The organism is Streptomyces meridianus, assembly GCF_023703325.1.
Classification (GTDB): domain Bacteria; phylum Actinomycetota; class Actinomycetes; order Streptomycetales; family Streptomycetaceae; genus Streptomyces; species Streptomyces meridianus.
Map to the genome: position 1 here is coordinate 65424 of NZ_JAMQGM010000043.1, position 19395 is coordinate 84818.

A 19395-nucleotide genomic window follows, 5' to 3' on the forward strand; every position below is an offset into this window, starting at 1 on the left:
AGGAGGGCGAGGGCACGAAGACGTACGCGGCCCCCGAGCCTCCGCTTCGACGGCCGCGGATTCACCGGCCGGCAGCCGAGCGTCAGCCCTCCCGTCCGGGAAGGGGTGCCTCCGGATCCGCCGTGACCTCGGCGAGCAGCGCTGCGAACTCCTCGCCCCAGGAGGCGATCGTCGACGCGTCGAAGAGGTCGGTGGAGTACTCGATGACGACCTCGATCCCGTCGTCTCCCGGTACCAGCACCACGTAGAGCTCGTTGCGTGCCAGTCCGGGTACGGGAAGGCTCCGGATCCGGGTGCGCAGCCCGTCCAGGTCCATCGACGGGGAGGCGGTCGTCACCACGGTGAACAGCACCGTGGGGAACAGCTGCTCCGCCATCTCGGGGGCGGCCAGCCGCACGACCTCCTCGAGCGGCAACGCCTGGTGATCGATGGCCGGGAAGAGCATGGAGCCCAAGTGCGTCACCAGCTCCGAGAACGTCGTGGCCCCGGAGGTGCGGGTGCGGAGCAGCACCGCGTCACCGATGAAGCCGACGGTGTTCTCGAACTCCTGGCGGGTGCGGTTCGCGCTGGAGGCCGCCAGCACGACATCGGAGCTGCTGCCGGACCTTGCGCCGGCCCAGGCGGCGAACGCGCCGGCCAGCACCAGGTAGGCGGTGGTGCCGAGCCGGGCCGCCGTGCCTGCCACCCGCTCGGCGACCGCTTCGCCGATGCTCAGCCGGTGCAGTGCGCCCTCGCCGGAGAGGACCTCGGGGCGGGGACGGTCGTAGGGAAGCTCCATGCGCAGCTTCGCGCCCGCCAGTTCGCGACGCCAGAACGCCTCGAGCTCCTCGCGTCGTGCGCCGGTGAGCTGTTCACGCTCCCAGCGCGCATAATCCGTGAACTGCGCCGGAACAGCGCCGAGTTCGGGTTCCCGGCCGGAGCGCCGCGCGTTGTGGAGTTCTTCGAGTTCGCGCCACAGCACGCCCATCGACCAGCCGTCGCAGATCGCGTGGGACAGCACCGCGACGAGCACCCACCGGTCCTCGCCGAGGCGGGCGAGTCCGAACCGGAACAGCGGGGCGGTGTCCAGGGAGAAGGGCCGCCGTGCCTGCTCCCGGCACCAACGGTCGACCCGCTCCTCGTCCGCGGCGGTGAGATCGGTGACGGGCAGATCCGGTTCGAGGTCGGCGAGGACCTCGATCAGGTACTCGCCGTCGCGGTGGACGGCCCGGCTCCGCAGCGCGGCATGCCGGCGCACGAGCACGGTCAGAGCGTGCGAGAGCGCGGCCGTGTCGAGTTCGCCGTGCAGGTCGATCCGGTGGGCCACGTTGTAGACCGAGGGATCGGAGCGCTCGTGGTGGCGCCGCCACATCCTGCGTACGGTGCCGGGCATCGGGGCCCGGTCGGCCGTCGCCCCGGACGTGGACGCCATCCGCCCGGCCACGGCCCGGACGGTGGGTGCGCGGAAGAAGTCCGCCATGGACATCTCGAAGCCGTGCTCCCTGGTCATGCGGTTGAGGAGCCGGACAGCGCTCAGCGAGTGGCCGCCCAGTTCGAAGAACGACCGGTTCACCGGCACCGAGGTGCGCCCCAGTTCGTCGCACCACACCTCGTGCATGACCTTCTCGGCCGGGGTGGACGGCTCGCCCGCCGCAGCCGCCCGGTCCGTCCTGCCGTCCGGGTCCGGGGCGGGATCCGTTTCCGGTGCCGGCAGCCGGTCCCGGTCGATCTTGCCGCTGCTGTTGAGCGGGATCCGGTCCATGCGCACCCACTGCCGCGGGACGAGGTGGTCGGGCAGTCCGGCCGCGAGAGCCGCGGCGAGGTGGCCGATGCCGTCCGCGGCGCGCGCGGGCACCACGTAGGCGGCGAGCACGGTCTCACCGTTCCGGTCGCGCCGGGGCACGACCGCTGCGGCCGTCACGTCGTCCCGGACGGCCAACGCCGCCTGAACCTCGGCCGGTTCGACCCGGAAGCCGCGGATCTTCACCTGGTCGTCGGCGCGGCCGAGATATTCGAGCTCCCCGTCGGAACGCCATCTGCCGAGGTCACCGGTGCGGTAGAGGGTGCCGTCCCGGGCGTCCCGCACGAACGCGGCGGCCGTCTCCTCGGGGCGGCCGTGGTAGCCGTGCGCCAGTGCCACGCCCGCCACATGGATCTCGCCGACGGCGCCGACCGGCACCTCGCGGCCGCTGCCGTCGAGCAGCCGGATCCGCACTCCGGGTACGGGCATGCCGATCGGGGGCCGGTCGCCCTCGGCCGGATCCACCCGGTGGGAGGTGACGATCACGGACGCCTCGGTGGGCCCGTACTGGTTGTAGAGCGCGCATTCGGGATGCCGCCCGAGGAAGCGGCGCAACGGCGGAGTGAGTGTCAGGGCCTCTCCCGCGACGAACACCTCGCGCACGGAGGGCATCAGCGGGTCGGTCTCCATGAGGTATCTCAGCGGTGTGTACGGCATGAACAGGCGCTGCACCCCGTGACGCCGCACGGCCTCGGTGACTGCCGCCGGGTCGAGCCGGGTCTCGTCCCCGATCAGGACGAGCGCCGCGCCCGCCGCCAGTGTGGTGAACAACTCCTGGACGCTGACGTCGAACGACGGGGAGGTCCACTGCAGGGTGCGCATCGGCTCGTGCCCCTCGAGGTGCCGCCGGACCAGGTTCGCCGGGCCGCGGTGCGGTACGACGACGCCCTTCGGACGGCCCGTGGAGCCCGAGGTGTAGATGCAGTAGGCGGGGTCCTCGGGCCGTGCTCCGCCCTCCGGGGGACTCTCGTCGCCCCCGTCCGCGGCAGTCATCGGCTCCCCCGGACCCCCGAGGCGCTCCGGGAACGTGACGTCCCCTGCTTCGGCCGCCTCGTCCACGAGGTGCACGCGCATGCCGTCGGGGAGTCCGAGCCCCGAGCGCAGAGCGCTGGTCGTCACCAGCAGGGCCGGCGCACCGTCCTGGAGGAGCCACTCCGTCCTGGCCGTCGGCGCGCCCGGGTCCAGAGGGAGGTAGCCGGCGCCGCTCTTCAGCACCGCGAGCAGTGCCGTGATCAGCTCGGGGCCCCTCGGCAGCAGCACCGCGACGAGGACGCCGCGTTCTGCTCCCCTGGCGCCGAGCTGCCGGGCCAGCCGGTTCGCGTGTTCGTCCAGCTCCCGGTAGCCGATGCCGCGGTCGTCCGTGATCAGGGCGACGGCATCGGGGCTTCTGCGCGCCTGCTCCTCGAACAGTTCGTGCAGCGTCCGGCCGGAACCGGATTCGGTCCCGCCCTCGAAGGCGGTCAGCGCGGACCGGTCGGCCGCGGTGAGGGCGGTGAGGGCGGTGAGCTCGGGCAGGGGCGCGGTCGGCGCTTCGAGCGCCCTGCGCAGCGCGGTCTCCGCATAGTCGATGAACCTGCGCACGGTGCCCTCGTCGAAGAGCGCCGTGTCGTACTCGACCATGAGGCGCAGGCCGTTCCGGTGGTGCGTGAGGTAGATGCTGAGGTCGAACGGGGCGCGGGCGCTGGGCACGTCGAGGAGGGTCGCCTCCAGCCGGGGCGGGTCGAACTCGACCCGCCCCTCGTTCTCGTACTCGACCAGGACCTGGAAGAGCGGATTGCGCGACGGGTCGCGGGGGACGCCGAGCGCGCCCACGAGCTCGTCGAACGGGACGCCGCGGTGCTCGTACGCGGTCGTGGTGCTCTCCCGCACCCGGTGGACCAGTTCGGCGAAACCGGGGTCGCCCGACAGGTCGATCCGCAGCGCCAGGGTGTCCAGGAACAGCCCGATCTCGTCCTCGGCGGCCACGGGCCGTCCGCCGACGGCCGTGCCGATCACGACGTCGTCCTGTCCGCTGAACCGGGCGAGGACCGCGCAGATCGTCGCGAGGAGCGACATGAACGGCGTGACCCGGTGATCGGCGCTGAACCGGCGCAGTTCGGCGACGAGTTCGGGGTGGAATTCATGGGTGAAGCCGGCGCCCGCGCCTGATCTGACCGCCGGGCGGGGCCGGTCGGCGGGCAGTTGCAGAACGGGGGCGCCGGCGAGTTCGCGCCGCCAGAACGCGAGGTCCCGTGCCGTGTCGGCCGGGTCGGGCCGCGGTTCCGGCCTGTCCGCCAGGGGCGGGGGCGGGGCGGCCCCGTGCTGCTCGGCGCGGTAGAAGGCGGCGAGGTCGCGGACGAACACGGCGGTGGAGGCGGAGTCGAGCACGATGTGGTGGGCCCGCAGGAACAGCAGGTGCACGTCCGGTGCGGTGCGGAGCAGCCGGGCGGAGAACAAGGGGCCGCTGCCCAGGTCGAACACACGCTGTGCCTCGCGCTCGAGCACCGACCTGAGGGCCTCCTCCTCTCCGGCCCCGGTGTGGTCCTCGACGGGGCAGTCGACCGGGACGTCGTCCAGGATTCGGCGCCACGGCACGCCGTCGTCGTCGGGGAAGACGGTGCGCAGGGCCGGCTGCCGGGCGACGACCTTCCGGAGGGCTCTGGCGAACGCCTTCTCGTCCAGGGGCCCTTGGAGCCGGACGGCCTTCGGCTCGTGGTACATGGCGGTGCCGGGGTGCAGCTTCTCCAGGAACCAGATCCGGCGCTGGGCCGGGGAGAGCGGCAGACGTTCGGGCTCCCGGGCGGCCCGGCCGGGGGACGACCGTCCGAGCCGGTCGATCGCGGGCAGCGCGGCGAGCACGCGGTCCTTCGGCACCCCGAAGTCGACGAAGCAGGCGATCTCGTCGGCTCCGGCCTCGGTCAGGAGCCGCACCGTCTCGGCGGCCGTGCGTTCGTCTCCGATCAGGGCGCGGGACTCGCAGTAGCGTTCGTAGGCCCGTCCGAGCAGGAACTCCAGGTCCTCCTCGGGGGTGTTGTCCAGGTCGACATCGAACCCGAGGCTGTTCGTGACCTGGTCGAACAGGGAGAGCGACGAGCGAAGGTAGCCGATGAAGGGCCGGTAGGCCTCGGCGCGGGCTCGCTCGGCGTCCTCGCCGAGGTAGGTGTGCACGAGCACGACGACGCGGCCCGCGGCCGGGTCGAGCCCGTGATCGGCCCGGGTCTTCCGGTACAGCGCGATGTTCTCCGCGAGTTGCTCGACGCTCTGCGACATGAGGTTGGTGACCACGCCGAGACCGTTCTCGGCCGCCCTGCGGTAGCTGTCGGGGTTGCCCAAGACCGCGACGAACAGCGGCGGCTGCGGTTGGACGGGCGTGGGGTGCAGCCGGACCTCCGCGGGTTCGCCGCCGCCCGCGGTCACCGGAACCGCTTGCCCCGACCAGAGGCGGCGCACGGTGTCCAGCTGTTCGTACATCAGCTCGCGATGGCGTCCGAAGTTGTCCGGGGCGAGCGCGAAGTCCTGGGCGTGCCAGCCACTGGCCACGCACATCCCTGCGCGTCCGCCGGAGAGGTTGTCGACGACCGACCACTCCTCGGCGACGCGAACGGGGTGGTGCAGCGGCAGGACGACCGAGCCGGCGTGCAACCGGATGCGACTGGTGCGCGCAGCCAGTGCGGCGGCCAGGACCGAGGGGTTGGGGAAGAGGGAGCCGAAGGAGTTGAAGTGCCGCTCGGGGAACCAGAGGGTGTGGAAGCCGTGCCGGTCGGCGAACTCGGCGGCCGACATGATGAGGTCGTACCGGCCGGTTTCCCCGCTCTCCGGGTAGTCGCCGAAGAAGTACAGACTGAAGTCGCAGCCGGAGGCGTCCGGGACGTCGACGTCCGCGCAGGGGGGCAGCGCCGTGAGGGGCCGGGCGGCCGCTGGGGGCGCCGTCCGTGCGGGTTCCGTCCGGGGCGCCGGCACCGGGCTTGCACCGGCGGGCTCTCCAGCCGGGGCGGGTACGGCCGTAGCGGGCGTGACGGAAGGGGGCGCGGCGGGTGGCAGCGCCGCGCCGAGCGCCTGAAGCTGGCGTGACATCAGGCCGGTGACCTGGTCGACCATCTTCTCGGCCAGTCTCAGCTGCTGTCCGGCGATCGCATGGAGGCCGTCCGCAGCAGGGCCGTCGGTGGCCGAGAGGACCGGAACGGTCGGGTACGCCGGCAGTTCGTCCACGGGGCAGATGTCCGCCTCCGCGGTCCGGTGCTCGTGGGCGGCTGTCGGAGCCGGTTCACTCCCCGTCCTTTCCTGCACGGTTCCGGTCGCGGTCCCTGCCGACTCCGTCGGCGTGATGACCGCACCGCCCTCCCGTACGACGAGTTCCGCGAGCTTGCGGGGGGTGTCCGCCGTGGAGAACAGTTCGCGGACGGGGATGCGGACCTGGTGGAGCGTCTCCAGCTCTCGCGTCATCCCCATGAGGGAGAGGGAGTCGGCGCCGAGCAGGAAGAACGACGTGTCGGGGCTCATCTCCTCCGGGTCGGCGCCCAGTTGGGCGGCGGTCAGCTCCACCACCGAACGCAGGACCGGACCGACCCGCGCATCGTCGCCGCGCCGGGTGGACGGATCGCCGGGCGCCGGGGCGGGTGATGAGCTCTCGCGGGCAGCTGCCACCCGTTGCTGCGCCGGGAGTGCCGTGGGGGTGCGGCGCAGCGGGTGGCCGGGCAGCGGTATACGGCCGCCGTCCGGTACGACATCGCTCCAGGTCACGTCCGCTCCTCCGGTGTAGAGCTCTCCGAGTGCCTCCAGCAGGCCCTCCATCGCGTCGGTGTCCCGGCCCTGGTGCACCCAGCGGCTGCCGGGCAGGCACTGTCTGCCGGGGCCGGCCAGGACGCCGGCCGCTCCGATCTCCAGGAAGTCCGCGCATCCCTGCTCGGCGGCTGTCCGCAGGGCGAGGTCGAAGCGGACGGCCTCGCGTGCTTGCGCGTGGAGATAACCGGCGTCGACAACCCGGCCCACGGACCGCAGTACGCCGTCGAGTCCTCCGACGAAGGGCGCGCTCAACGGCGCGAGCGTCAACCGGTCGGTGACGGAGCGGAATTCCGCCAGGGCTGAGTCCATCAGGGACGTGTGGAAGGCCCGGTCGACGGACAGGGCGCGCCACGGGATGCCGTCCCGGTCCAGGAGGACAGCGGCTTCCCGTATCGCCCCCGCGGCTCCGGAGAGCACCTGGGAGCGGGGCCCGTTCACCGCGGCCGGCTCGGTGCCGCTCGCCTGCGCGATGCGGTCCGCGGTCGCCCGGTCGCAGCGCACGGCGAGCATCGCGCCGGGCGGGGTCTCCTGCATCAGCAGGCCGCGCCGGGCCGTGAGCCGCAGGCCGTCGGCGAGCGACACGGCTCCCGCGGCGCACAGGGCGGCGTACTCGCCGAGGCTGTGTCCCATCAGCAGGGCGGGCCGGACACCGCAAGCGCGCCAGAGTTCGAAGAGCGCCATCTGGTGGGCGAAGAGCGCCGGTTGGGCCGTGCGCGTGGGCATGGCGGCGGACGGCCCGGCGTCGTCCGCGAGCAGGACGTCGAGCAGGCTGCCGCCGTAGTCGTCCGAGAACAGCTGCTCGCACTGCTCGAGCACGCGTCGCGCGACGGGCGCGTGCGCGTGCAGCGCCCGCGACATGCCGGGGGCGGCGCTGCCCTGACCGGAGAAGACGAATGCCAGGGATCCCAGGGGCTGCCGGGCAGCCGGCTTCCACCGCGCGAGGGCCGCGACGAGATCCTCGCCCGAGCGCGCGACGAACGCGGCCCGCTGCTCCCGGTGCCGTCTGCCGAGAGCGAGCGTGCGGACCACGTCGGCGCATGCGGTTCCGGGACGGTCCCGCAGGTGCTTCTCCAGGCCCGCGACGAGGTCGCCCAGCGCTCCGGGGTCCTTGGCGGAGACCGGTACGAGCACGGGGCCCTCGGCCGTCGGCCGTGGCGCCCGGGGCGGCGTCTCCTCGAGGAGGACGTGGGCGTTGGTGCCGCCGACGCCGAGGGCGCAGACTCCCGCGCGCCGCGGCAGTCCGCTCCCGGTCGGCCAGGGCCGGAGCTCGGTGGCCAGGACGAACGGGCTGCCCTCGAGGCGCAGAGCCGGATTGGGGCGGGTGAGGTTCAGGGTCGGCACGAGCATGCCGTGCCGCAGCATCAGCACGGTCTTGATCAGGCCGGCCATGCCCGCGCAGCTGTCCAGATGACCGATGTTCGGCTTGACGGAGCCCAGCGCGCAGAATCCCGTCCTGCCGGTGCCCTCGCCCAGCGCCCGCGACAGGGCCTCGAACTCGACCGGGTCACCGAGCCTCGTGCCCGTGCCGTGCGCCTCCACGTACGAGACGGTGTCAGCGGGGACGTTCGCGCGGTGCAGCGCCTGCCGGACCACGTCGACCTGACCGGCCACTCCCGGTGCGGTGAAACCGACCTTGCCCGAGCCGTCGTTGTTCACCGCGGACCCGATGATCACGGCGTGCACGGTGTCGCCGTCGGCGAGTGCCCGGTCCAGGCGCTTGAGCAGGACCGCCGCGACCCCGCTGCCGCCCACGGTGCCGTCGGCGTCGGCGTCGAAGGCACGGCATCGCCCGGTCGGCGAGAGGATGGAGCCGGGGTGGCTGCGGTAGCCCGACTCCTGGGGGGTGTGCACGGCGGCTGCGCCCGCGAGGGCCAGGTCCGCGTCGCCGCTCAGCAGGGCCTGCGCAGCAAGGTGTACGGCCACGAGCGAGGTGGAGCAGGCGGTCTGCACGCCAATGGCGGGGCCGGTGAGGCCGAGCCGGTAGGCCACCCGGGAAGCCATGAAGTCCGGCTGCCGGCCGACAGCGGCCTGGATTCCGGCTGCCGGATCGTCCGGTCGGGGGCCGGCGGTGGCGGTCGGCTGCTGGTGGCCGTACAGGTGCATGCCGGATCCGGCGAACACGCCGACACGGGTGCCCGGTTCGCCGGCGGCGTACCCGCCGTCCTCCAGGGCCTGGTGGCAGGACTCGAGGAAGAGCCGGTGGGCGGGGTCGGTGAGTTCGGCCTCGCGGCGGCTGATGCCGAAGAAGTCCGCGTCGAAGCCGTCGGCCTCGTCGAGGTGCCCGGCGACGGACACCCGTCCGGGCTCCTCGAGCAGTGCGGGCGGCAGTCCAGCCGCGGTGAGGTCGTCGGCTGTATAGGTGCGGACGCTGTCGACGCCCGCACACAGGTTGCTCCAGAACTCGTCCACGGAGGCGGCTCCTGGGAACCGCGCGGACATACCGATGACCGCGATGCGCCGGTCCGCGGGGGTGGCCGGGGAGACCGGCTCCGTCACGTCGGCGGTACCGCCGGCCGGGGCCGCGTCGAGGTGGGCGGCCAGCGCGGCGGCCGTCGGGTGCTCGAAGAAGGCCGTCGCGGGGACGGTCCGGCCGAGCCGGCGTTCGAGGTCGCCGCGCGTCCGCATCAACAGCAGCGAGTTCATGCCGAGTTCGTAGAACGGCGTGTGCGGGTCAACCGGGTGTCCCAGGATCGCCGTGACGCACTCCTGCACGGCGGCCGTCGTCCCCGCACCCGCCACGAGAGCCGACGGTGCCGCCGGGGACGTGCCTTCGTACTCCCCCGACTCCAGGCGGTCGCGCAGTACGCCGCGGCGCACCTTCCCGGCCGGTGTCCTCGGGAATGCGGCCTCCGGCACGGGGACGACCCGGTCGGCCGTGAGTCTCAGCCGGGTGAACACCCTTTCCCTGAGGGCGCCGGCGACGCGCCGGTCGGCATCGCGGGCGCCGGTGCTCACGAAGAAGAGGGCCAGCGACTCGCTGCCGGTGTTCCGATCGGGAACCCCGCAGGCCGCCACGCTTCCGGTCCGGACGCCGGGGACGCCGGCCGCCACCTCCTCGATCTCGTGGCTGTAGTGGTTGTGCCCGTTGAGGATGATGACGTCCTTGCGCCGCCCGGTGACGACCACCTGGCCGTCCGCGAAGAAGGCGAGATCACCGGTGTCCAGCCAGTCGGGACCGTCCGGGAACGCCTCCGCGGTGGCCTCCGGACGGGCCGCATACCCCGGTGTCACCCGGGCGGAACGGACCTGGAGTCTGCCGATCCTGCGCTCCGGTACCGGCTCGCCGCGCTCGTCCACGGCGCGCAGCTCGGCGCGGTGCGCCGGCGAGCCGGCTGCGACGAAGGTGATGCAGTCGGCGTCCGGGTCGTCCTCACCGGCCGGAATCAGGTCGCCGCCCAGGGACGACTTGAGGACGCGGTGCACGCTTCCCGGGGCACCCAGCCGGCCGTAGGTGATGGCGGTGACGGTCTCGGCCATTCCCCAGGCGGGCACGATGTGCTCGTCCCGGACGCCGAAGGGCGCGACCGCGTCGAGGAAGCGGCGCATCACGGGCAGGGGTATGCGTTCGCCTCCGCAGAGCAGGGTGCGCAGCCGGGACAGGTCCCACCGGGCGCCGGGCCGGCCGCCGATCGCGTCCGCGATCAGCGCGAAGGCGAACGCGGGGGCCCACGAGTGAACGGCCCGGTGCTCCTCCAGCAGGTCGAGCCAGTGCAGGGGGTCGGCCAGGACCCGGTCGGTCGGCACGTGGACGTTGGTGCAGCCCGCGAACACCTGGAGGACGTGGAAGATCAGGAACGCCCCGCTGTGGTCGACCGGGAGCCAGTTCAGTGTGACGTCACCGGGTCCCACGCCGAGGATCCGCCGGGTGCTCGCGGCGAACTCCGCGAGACCGCCGTGCGTCAGCTGGGCGGCCTTCGGCAGGCCCGTACTGCCCGAGGACAGCATGAGCAGCGCGACATCGCCCGGGGCGGGCTCTTCGAGCCGGCCGGCCGGTTCGTGGCGGAGGCAGTCGGCGGCGACTGCGACGCGCAGGGCGGGGTCCGTCCGGGCGAGCGACGAGGCACCGGCCCTGTCGCTGAGCACCACTGGAGCTCCGAGTAACTCGCCGGTGTGCCGGAGGCGTTCGAGCGCCGGGGTGCCCTCACCGCAGTGCTCGGCGATGGCGACCGGGCGGATTCCGCCGAGCGCGCAGGCCCAGAAGGCGGGAAAGAATTCGGCGAGCGGGAGACCGCAGAGAACGACGTGCTGACCGGGACGCAGGCCGTGTGCGCGGAGTCCGGTGAGCAGTTTCCGCGCCCGGGTCAGCAATTCGGCGTAGGTGAGCGTGTGCGTGGCGCCGTCCTGGTCCACGGTGACCACCGCTGATTCCGGAAAGAGTTCCGCGGCTCGCAGCAGAGCCGACGCGGCGGTCGGTGAATCGTCCGCTGAGAACGCGAGTTCGGGTCCCCGGTAGTGGGAGAGACCTCGCGGCTTGTTCATATGCAGTCCTTCTCTCCGCTTTCGGCTACCGGAGCGTTCGCGCCGCTCCGGTGTCTGCCGGCCAGTACCAGGAACGCAAGCGCCCCGCACAGGGCGATGCCGTGGAAGGCCGCGACGACGTGCAGGGGCGGTGCCGTCTCGAGAGCCCAGGCGGACACCACGGTGCCGACGGCGAACCCGGAGGTCTCGGCGACGGCGGAGAGGCCGAACAGACGGCTTCGTCGGGCATCGGGCTCGGCCTGCAGGCGTGAGGTGTAGGCGATGTCGGTGAAGCCGTCCGCCAGCCCCGCGGCCAGGGCCACGGCCACGAGGGCGGGTCCCGGCAGCCCGGTGAACGCCAGCACGAAGGAGACCGACATCAGGCAGGTGCCGACCGCGAACGCGCGCTCGTCCTCGAGGGCCTGGCGCCATGGCTCCCAGCGCTTGACCAGCTGGTGCGGGAGAAGGCTGCCGACCGCCCACGCCGCCCAGAACTGCGTCATGAACACGGCCGGGCTGCCCGGATCGGCCAGTTCGGCGACCACGGGCAGGGCGACGTTGTGCGAGGACGAGCCGAGGGCGTCGGCGCCCCGGAGCAGGAGCATGCCCAGCAGTGGCGGGGCGAGGACGGCCGTTCCGATGCGGGTGGAAGACGGCGCGGCGGCCTCGGAAGGCTCCGCGGTGGCTTCGTCCCGGGTGCTCAGCCGCAGGAACAGCAGCGCCGCGGCCGACACCAGAAAGCTCAGGGCGTTCAGGGCGAAGGCCGCGCGGTAGCCGCCGACCGCGATCACCGGAGCGGCGGAGGCGAAGCCGAGCACCGTGGCCAGGGAACGCGCCGTGACGAGCAGCCCGTTGGCCCGCACCCGGTTGTCCTGACCGACCATGTCCGGCACCGCGCTGCGCAGCGCGACGTTGAACAGCGTGTTGCCCGATCCGAGCACCACCACGACGGCGGAGAGAAGCAGCACCCCGGTCTCCGCGCGTGCGGCGAGCACCGTCATGGCCGCCGCCTGGGCGAGATCGGTGCAGATCATGAAGGTGCGGCGGTTGTGAGGCCTGACGAGAACACCGGCGGCCAGCCCGGCGAGCACTCCAGCTGCCAGGCGCAGGGCCATGAACGCGCCGATGCCGAAGGCGGTGCCCGCGACCTCGTAGGAGAACAGGCTGAGCGCGATCAGATTGAGGTAGTTCCCGTAGGTGGACACCGCATGAGCTGCGACGAGACTCCGGAAACGTCGATCACTTCCCGCCACCACAGTTCCTAATTCATGAGAAATCAAGAAAAACTCCGCAACACAATATTTCCCATGACTTTTTGGGGCAGTGAGGCTTCCGGCCGGAGTTTACGACGCGATGGATGCCCTGGCAATGCCTTCGTAAAATCCCGACGCAATGACGCGATATATGAGGTCATATGGAGTTGACGGAACATGATTTCGGAAGCGGGCCTTGATGATTACTCAGGGCCCGCCCCGATGTTGATGTGACGTCAGGTTTCGACGCTCCGGCCGTCGGGGCCGCCAACTCGGGTCCGGGCAGGCCAGCGGACGGCCAGAGCGGAGACAGTGAGGCTGGTGACGATCAGCAGGGCCAGCGCGGTGCGCAGGCTCGTGGCATCGGCGAGAGCCCCGATGAGAGCGGGTCCTGCGACGAACGCGCTGTAGCCGACGGCCGTGGTCAGCGCCACTGCCTTGCCCGCATGACCTGGGACGCTACGGCCTGCCAGCGACAGGGCCAGGGGGACGACGGGTGCCACCGCAGCGCCGACGGCCAGCAGCCCGCAGATCGCCGGAACGGGCGTGGTCGACTCAACCACTGCGGTCATTCCCGCCGCTGCCAGGATCCCCGCACAGAACAGCAGCCGCCGCTCTCCCCACCGCTGCTGGACACCGACCGAGCCGAGCCGTCCGATCAGTGAGGCGAGGTGGTAGCCGCCGATGCCGATACCCGTCAGCACGCCGTCGGGGGCGTTCCAGCGGGTGAGGAAGACGCCGAGGAAGCTCTCCAGGGCACCGTCGCCGAAGAACGTGACGGTCACGGCGCCCATCGCGAGGACAACGCCGAGTTCACGCCACACCGGCCGCTCGGGCCGGGCCGAGGCGGCGCCGCCTGCTTCCGCACCCTGATGGCCGGCGTTCCGAGTAGGCAGCGACGCCACGGCGGTGATCAGGGCGGTGAGCGCGAGCACGACGGCGAGAAGCACGTAGACCGTGCGGAACCCTGCGCCCGCCCACAGCAAAAGGGAACTGGCCAGGGCTCCGAGCAGGGCGCCCAGGCTGAATCCGGCATGCAGACCGGTCATGGCCTGCCGCCCGTGGGTTCGTTCGTAGTCGGAACCGACCGTGTTGGCTCCGAGATCGATGAAGCTCACCGTCAGGCCGTACAGGACGAACACAAGGATGAGCATCGGCGTCGAGCGGACCTGAGCGAGCGACACGAACGCGGCAGCGGTACCGCCGAAACCGGCGAGCAGGACGGGACGGCGGCCGAACCGGTCGGCCAGCCGGCCACCGCCGAAGAGCGTGACGATCCCTGCTGCCGCCGAGGCGCTGACGGCCGCGCCGAGGGCTCCGGGCTCGAGATGGAGGGCGTCGGCGAGGCGGGGCAACTCGACGGCCCAGACCCCGACGTGGAACCCCAGGACGAGGAAGACGCCGGCTGCGAGGAGAGCGTGGCGGTGCCGTTCGATCCGTGCGGATCGGGGCGCGCTGAAGAATTGCGTATGCACGAGGGGACTCCTGCGAGGATGCGGAAAGGAAACCGCGTCCGGGCAACACGAGTTCACCGGCGGCTGTGCCCGGTTTCGTCTCATGTGCGGGAGAGGACGCGCGGGCTCACCGCACGCGGGGAGTCTCCCCCTCGCCGAGCTCTCCCCCTTGTGCTCGAGTCATGGCCACGGACCCTACCCCGGGCGACCGTCAGGGGCACCCGGATATCCGGGCTCCGGCAACTCGACTGCGCGTGGCGCCCCATGGAGCGGCGGCCCCCGGAAGGCCGTCGGGAACCCGGGACGGCAGAGATGTGACCGGTACACAGCGCGTCCGCAGTCCGTCGCGGTGCGTTCTCCCCCACGACGGCGCATGTCCGGACCTGCGGCACCGGCATCCCGGCTCGCACGACCGGCAAGGAGAGTGCACGGGGGGGACACGCATCAGGACGGTCGGGACGCGCACGACCCCGGCGGCGGCTCTTTCCGCGCGCTGGGCGGATTCCCTGCCCCACCGGGCATACGACCTGATCACGTTCCGGCTCGGCTACGCCTTTCTGAGACGGGAATCGTGGCCGCCACCGCGCCACACTGGGAAGCCGCGGGCTGTGTCCGCGGCGGCTCACTCGCCCGGCTGCACACGCGCAAGATCGTGGAGGATACCGAAACAGGCTCCTGCACCTGGGAGTTCGGGGTCCACGTCTACGGCCCGGACGCCGCTGCGCTCGCCGGGACGATGGCGGAGCGGATCATCACCTGGGACCGAAAGTATCGCCACACCACACCCGTGCTCACCGTTCGTCCGGTCGCCCGTTCGGGCCCCTCCGACGCAGATGTGCACACGGTCGTCAAGCGGTGTGCCCGGCTCGAATTCCGCCGGCCCGCACCGGATGTGGAGCCGGACCGGCCGCTCACTCCGAGTCCGGCCACCAGCGGACGGCGCCCCCGCAGGGTCGGAGGACAGGGCGGGGAGCCCTTGCCGCCGGCCCTCTCCTGAACGACGCCGCCCTCGGCCGAAGGCCGCCGTCGGCTGCCGAGCGCGGTTCCCGCCCGGGGGGCAGGGACCGCGCTCGCTCATGTTCAGTGCCAGTACTTCATGTCAGTTCCTCCTTCCCGTCTGCCGTGGGCGCAGGCTGACCTCGAAGCGGTCGAGGCCGCGCAGGGTCAGATTGCGCCGGTGTTCGGGTTCCGCGACCGCCCGCGCGTCGGGGTATTCCCCGGCGAGGATCCCGAGGACCGTTCCGGTCAGCCGGATCGCCATGGACGCGCCCAGACAGGCGTGGGCACCGCGACCGAACCCCAGGTGCGGGTTCGGGGCGCGGTCCAGCCGCAGTTCGGTGGGGTGGGCGAACCGGAGCGGGTCGTGGTTGGCCGCGCCGAGGAACAGCGTGACCGGGTCCCCCGCTCGTACGGTGACGCCTGCGAGTTCGGTATCAGTGACACAGACCCGGGCATCAGCCTGGACCGGGGCGTCGTAGCGGATCAGTTCGTCCACGGCGGCAGCCCGGGGCGCCGAACGGAAGGCCGCGGCCGCACCGGTAGTCGTGAGCATCGCGACGGCCGCGTTGCCGAGGAGCCGGGAGACGGATTCGTAGCCGGCATGGAGCACGACACGCAGGCTGTTGCGCAGCACATCGGGCTGTACGTCCGTGCCGGCGGCTTCCTGCGCCACGTGGGCTACGAGGCCGTTCTCGGGCGGGTCGGCGAGCCAACCCCCGGTGAACTGCGCAAGTTCGGCCCGGGCGGCGACGGCAGGCTCGTGTTTCTCCGGCCAGAGCCCGGCGTCCATCCCGTCGACGATCGCACGGGACATCGGCACGAACCAGGCCGGGTCCGGCGCAGGCACCCCGAGGAACGCGGTCACGAAGCGCAGGGCGAGCGGTTCGGCCAGTTCTCCCACGAAGTCGAAGGAAGACAGCCGGGCGAGCCGGGCGAGCATGTCCCGGGCCTGGTGTTCCAGGCCGTGGTGCAGTGCCTGGCGGTCCTGTGCGCGGAATCCGTCGAGCAGCAGGTGCCGGACGGCGGTGTGCTCGGGTGGGTCGATCATCTGAATGCTGAGCAGCGAAGAGGGGATGTCCTCCCCGGCCCGGCGCCAGTCGGACGCGAATCGCGTGCTGTCGGTGAGGACGGCAAGACAATCGGAATGGCGCGTCAATACCCACGAGCCGAGCAATTCATGCCAGAAAACCGGCCGGTTTTCGCGCAGGCGCGCATAAGCGGGGTAGGGGTTTCGCAGGACCGACGGACGGGCGAGTTCCAGGATCGGGTCAGCAGCCATCACGTGATGCACAGAAACGTCTCCCCTTGCAAGAAGGCCTGGTTCAGCGCCCATGCGTCGATCGGCACAACGCGAAACGCCAATGTGCTGGTAGGCATGGTGTGTTCGCGATACATCCCCGAACCGATCGCCGGTGACGCTACCACGCAACCGGACCTACTGATATGAATATCCGCCTGAGATCTTTCACGTTCCTCGGGAGTTGCGGATGTCCGATCGCGGCCAGGCCCTCGTCCATGATGTTCCGCTGGATGTCGCCCAACAACACGACCCCTACCCGTTGTTCGAACGCATTCGAAAGCACGGTGCCATCCAACGCGTTCGTCTGAATCCCACGCTTGAAGTCTGGATGATCACCGGCTACGACGAGGCGGTTTCCGCGCTCACTGACCCGAAGCTGAGCTCCAGCCCCGTCAGGGTCGACGGTCTCACCGAAGAGATGGATCACCAGGAGCGGACCAACGTCCTGATGGCCAGCATGCTGGTCGCCGACGGCGAGAACCACACGCGCTTGCGCAATCTGGTGTCCAGGGCGTTCACGTCACGCCGCGTGGAGATGCTGGCGCCCCGGATCCAGGAGCACACCGACGCGTTTCTGGATGCCATAGCCCTCCGGGGAACCGCCGATCTGGTATCCGAGTTCGCCCTGCCACTGCCCATGGCCGTACTCAGTGAACTCATCGGTATTCCGGTCGACGACCAACCGGATTTCGCCAAACTCGCCGTCGGGCTCATCATGCCGCCGAACACCCCCGAGCGACTGGCCAAGGGAGCCCGGGCCCGCGCCGAACTGACGACATTCTTCGAACCCCTGATCGCACAGCGCAAAGCGGAACCGCGTGACGACCTGCTGAGCGCACTGTGCGCGGCCCAGGCCGAAGAACGGATCAGCGACCGCGAACTGACCGCCATGGCCATTCTTCTCACCCTCGCCGGCCATGAAACGACCGCCGGCCTCATCGCCAACGGCATCCACGCGCTCCTCAGGAACCCCGACCAGTTCACGGCCCTCCGAGACGATCCCGCGCTGCTCCCCGCCGCCGTCGAGGAGTTGCTGCGCTACGAGGGACCGGTCAGCCGCGGCGTCGCCCGCTTCACGGTCGAGCCGTTCGACATCGCCGGCGTCAGCATCCCCGCAGGCCAGATGATCATCATCGGCCTCGCCGCGGCGAACCGCGACCCGGCCCGCTTCGACCGGCCCGACATCCTCGACATCGCCCGCCGCGAGGTACCGCAGCAACTGGCCTTCGGTCACGGTGTGCACTTCTGCCTGGGCGCACCGCTGGCCCGCGCCGAGGCGAGGATCGCCATCGGCACGTTGCTGCGCCGCTTCCCCGACCTGAAGCTGGCTGCGCCGGACGAAACCCTGACGCGGCGTGAGGGCATCCTGCGCGGCATGGCCAGCCTGCCGGTGACCTTCACACCTCAGTCGTAGACGGGAACGCCCCCGGCCCCTCCGATTCACCAGGACGGCTCCGGGCACGTTGCTCCGGACATTTCGCATCCCCTGGCATCGAACGGAGAGAGGAAGTCGGCATGCCATCGGCCCCGGGAACTGCGGAGTTCGACGACATCGCTCCCGTGTACGACGATTCACGCGGCGGAACGGCCCGAGCAGCCGGCTTCGCCGACCAGTTGGCCCCGTTGTTGGACTCCGAGCGGTGGGTACTCGACATCGGCGTCGGCACCGGCATCGTGGCCGCCGAGTTGACCGAGCGGGGCCACACCGTGTTCGGGGTGGACCTCTCGGCGGGCATGCTCGCCCGTGCCCGGTCCCGGCTGGGCCGGCGCGTGGCCGTGGCCGACGCCGGCCGGCTGCCGGTGCGGACGGCGTCGGTGACGCAGGCGGTGTCGACCTGGCTGCTGCACACCGGGCCCGACCGTCGGGCCGTGTTCGGCGAAGTGGCCAGGATTCTGCGTCCCGGTGGTCGTTACCTGGTGATTCCGGCCCGGGGCATGCGCCCCGTGGACGACATCGGGCGCATCGTCAACGAGCTGGAGGACCGTCTGGATCCCGCGGGATCGCGGCAGGACGGGCCGCAGTCCCTCGCCCCCGTCGCAGCCGAGCACGGCCTGGTCTACGAGGGAACCGCGAGTGAACGGCCCACCAGCTTCGAGGTGTCGCCGCAGCAGATGGCGCGGTCGCTGTCCGAGGGAGGACTGTTCACCGGAGCCTGGAAGGTCAGCGGCGAGGACGTGGAGATCGTGCAGCAGGCCTGTGAGCGGCTGCGGGCCCTGCCCGATCCCGCCGTGCCCCGGGTCCGGGAGATGTCCGACTTCGTGATGGTGTTCACCCGCGCACGTCGACATCACAGGTAGGGGGACCTTGGACGCGCCGCACCGGCGCCCCACTGGCGGGACATCCGTCGGCTTCGTGCCGGAGCCTCTGCGCTGCGAGTGGTGTGCACGGCGTCGGCAGCGTGCGCAAGGGGGCCGGATGCCCCTCCCTCACCTGCCGACGAGCAGGTCCGCCAGTTCGCCCAAGTCCTCGGCGACGAGGCTCGGCGCCGTCATCGAGGAGGGGTAGAACGAGGCGCCGCGGCGGAGCCAGGCGGCACCCAGGCCCGCCCGGCGGGCCCCGTCGAGGTCCCACGGGTGCACCGCGACCAGAAGCGCCTGCTCGGCCTTCACTCCGAGGCGTTCGACCGCGTACTCGTAGGCGGCTCGTCCGGGCTTCCACGTCCGTGGCCCCCCGACATCCAGCAGTTCGTCGAAGCAGTCCTCGATGCCGGCCCTCTCCAGCAGACCACGGGTGAATGCTGCGGAGCCGTTGGTCATCGTCGCCAGTCGCATGCCTCCCCCGCGCAGCACGCGGACGGCGTCGGGCACCTCCGGATGCACGGTCAACCGGTCGAAACCGCCCAGAATGTGCTGAACCGCCGCCTCCGCATCACCCGACCGGCCGGACTCCGGGGGCAGGAGGCCGCGCAGTCCGTCGGCCGCGACCTCGCCGAACTCGGCGTAACCTCCTGCGGCAGTGAGGGCGAAGCCGTCCCGCAGCACGCCGGCGAACCACGTCGGAGCAAGGCTGCCCGGCGCGCCCACCTCTTCGAAGCGGGCCTGCAGCGGAGCCATGTCGCTCAGTGTCTCGTTGACGTCGAACACGATGGCGCGTGGCGAAAAGACCGGCATGGGGCTGCCTCCAGTGCGACGGTGAACTCTCCCCCGAGCAACGCGGCTCCACGCCGCGCACATTCCGATGGTGGCCCGCTGCGCACGAAGGCGTGCCGATGCAGTCCGCCCCCGCAGCCGGCGTGATCGCGCTGTGGCCTGCAACGTTGCATATCCGCCCCCTGGCCGTGCGCCCGAGTGTGCCGGGGTGCCGGCACCGTCCCTGAGAACGGCGCCCGTACCGCGGCCGCTTCCTGCGCGGGCCTGAGCCATCACTGCAACGCACGGGCCACCGGGCCC

At 71.6% G+C, this 19395-nt stretch carries 8 protein-coding genes; 3 read left to right on the forward strand and 5 right to left on the reverse strand.

Going from position 1 to position 19395, the window contains the following annotated elements; all coding sequences use genetic code 11:
• Positions 1 to 82: 82 nt before the first annotated feature.
• From M1E25_RS19870 to M1E25_RS19880, 3 genes are all read right to left on the reverse strand, one after another.
• Positions 83 to 11020: a non-ribosomal peptide synthetase/type I polyketide synthase gene (locus M1E25_RS19870; protein ID WP_251417554.1), complete on the reverse strand. Its 10938-nt coding sequence runs from the start codon at positions 11018 to 11020 to the stop codon at positions 83 to 85.
• Entirely contained in the window at positions 11017 to 12255 is a 1239-nt protein-coding gene (locus tag M1E25_RS19875) for an MFS transporter (RefSeq protein ID WP_308290452.1), read from the reverse strand. The genes M1E25_RS19870 and M1E25_RS19875 overlap by 4 nt, the downstream gene beginning before the upstream one ends.
• 233 nt (positions 12256 to 12488) lie before the next feature.
• On the reverse strand, positions 12489 to 13727 hold the full coding sequence (locus tag M1E25_RS19880) for an MFS transporter (protein WP_251417558.1): 1239 nt from the start codon (positions 13725 to 13727) through the stop codon (positions 12489 to 12491).
• A gap of 550 nt (positions 13728 to 14277) precedes the next feature.
• Here M1E25_RS19880 and M1E25_RS19885 point away from each other — a divergent pair.
• Complete coding sequence (locus M1E25_RS19885; RefSeq protein ID WP_251417561.1) at positions 14278 to 14703, forward strand: hypothetical protein; 426 nt, start codon at positions 14278 to 14280, stop codon at positions 14701 to 14703.
• 102 nt (positions 14704 to 14805) lie between these two features.
• On the opposite strand, the gene M1E25_RS19890 is transcribed toward M1E25_RS19885, so the two are convergent.
• Positions 14806 to 15753: a cytochrome P450 gene (locus tag M1E25_RS19890; RefSeq protein WP_251417562.1), complete on the reverse strand. Its 948-nt coding sequence runs from the start codon at positions 15751 to 15753 to the stop codon at positions 14806 to 14808.
• 439 nt (positions 15754 to 16192) lie between these two features.
• On the opposite strand from M1E25_RS19890, the gene M1E25_RS19895 reads away from it, so the two are divergent.
• Both M1E25_RS19895 and M1E25_RS19900 read left to right on the forward strand, forming a co-directional pair.
• Positions 16193 to 17419: a cytochrome P450 family protein gene (locus tag M1E25_RS19895; RefSeq protein WP_251417563.1), complete on the forward strand. Its 1227-nt coding sequence runs from the start codon at positions 16193 to 16195 to the stop codon at positions 17417 to 17419.
• A gap of 101 nt (positions 17420 to 17520) precedes the next feature.
• On the forward strand, positions 17521 to 18303 hold the full coding sequence (locus M1E25_RS19900; RefSeq protein WP_251417565.1) for a class I SAM-dependent methyltransferase: 783 nt from the start codon (positions 17521 to 17523) through the stop codon (positions 18301 to 18303).
• A 129-nt stretch (positions 18304 to 18432) separates the two neighbouring features.
• Here M1E25_RS19900 and M1E25_RS19905 read toward each other — a convergent pair whose 3' ends face one another.
• Positions 18433 to 19116, reverse strand: coding sequence for a haloacid dehalogenase type II (locus M1E25_RS19905; protein WP_251417566.1), 684 nt, complete (start codon positions 19114 to 19116; stop codon positions 18433 to 18435).
• Between the last annotated feature and the right edge of the window lie 279 nt (positions 19117 to 19395).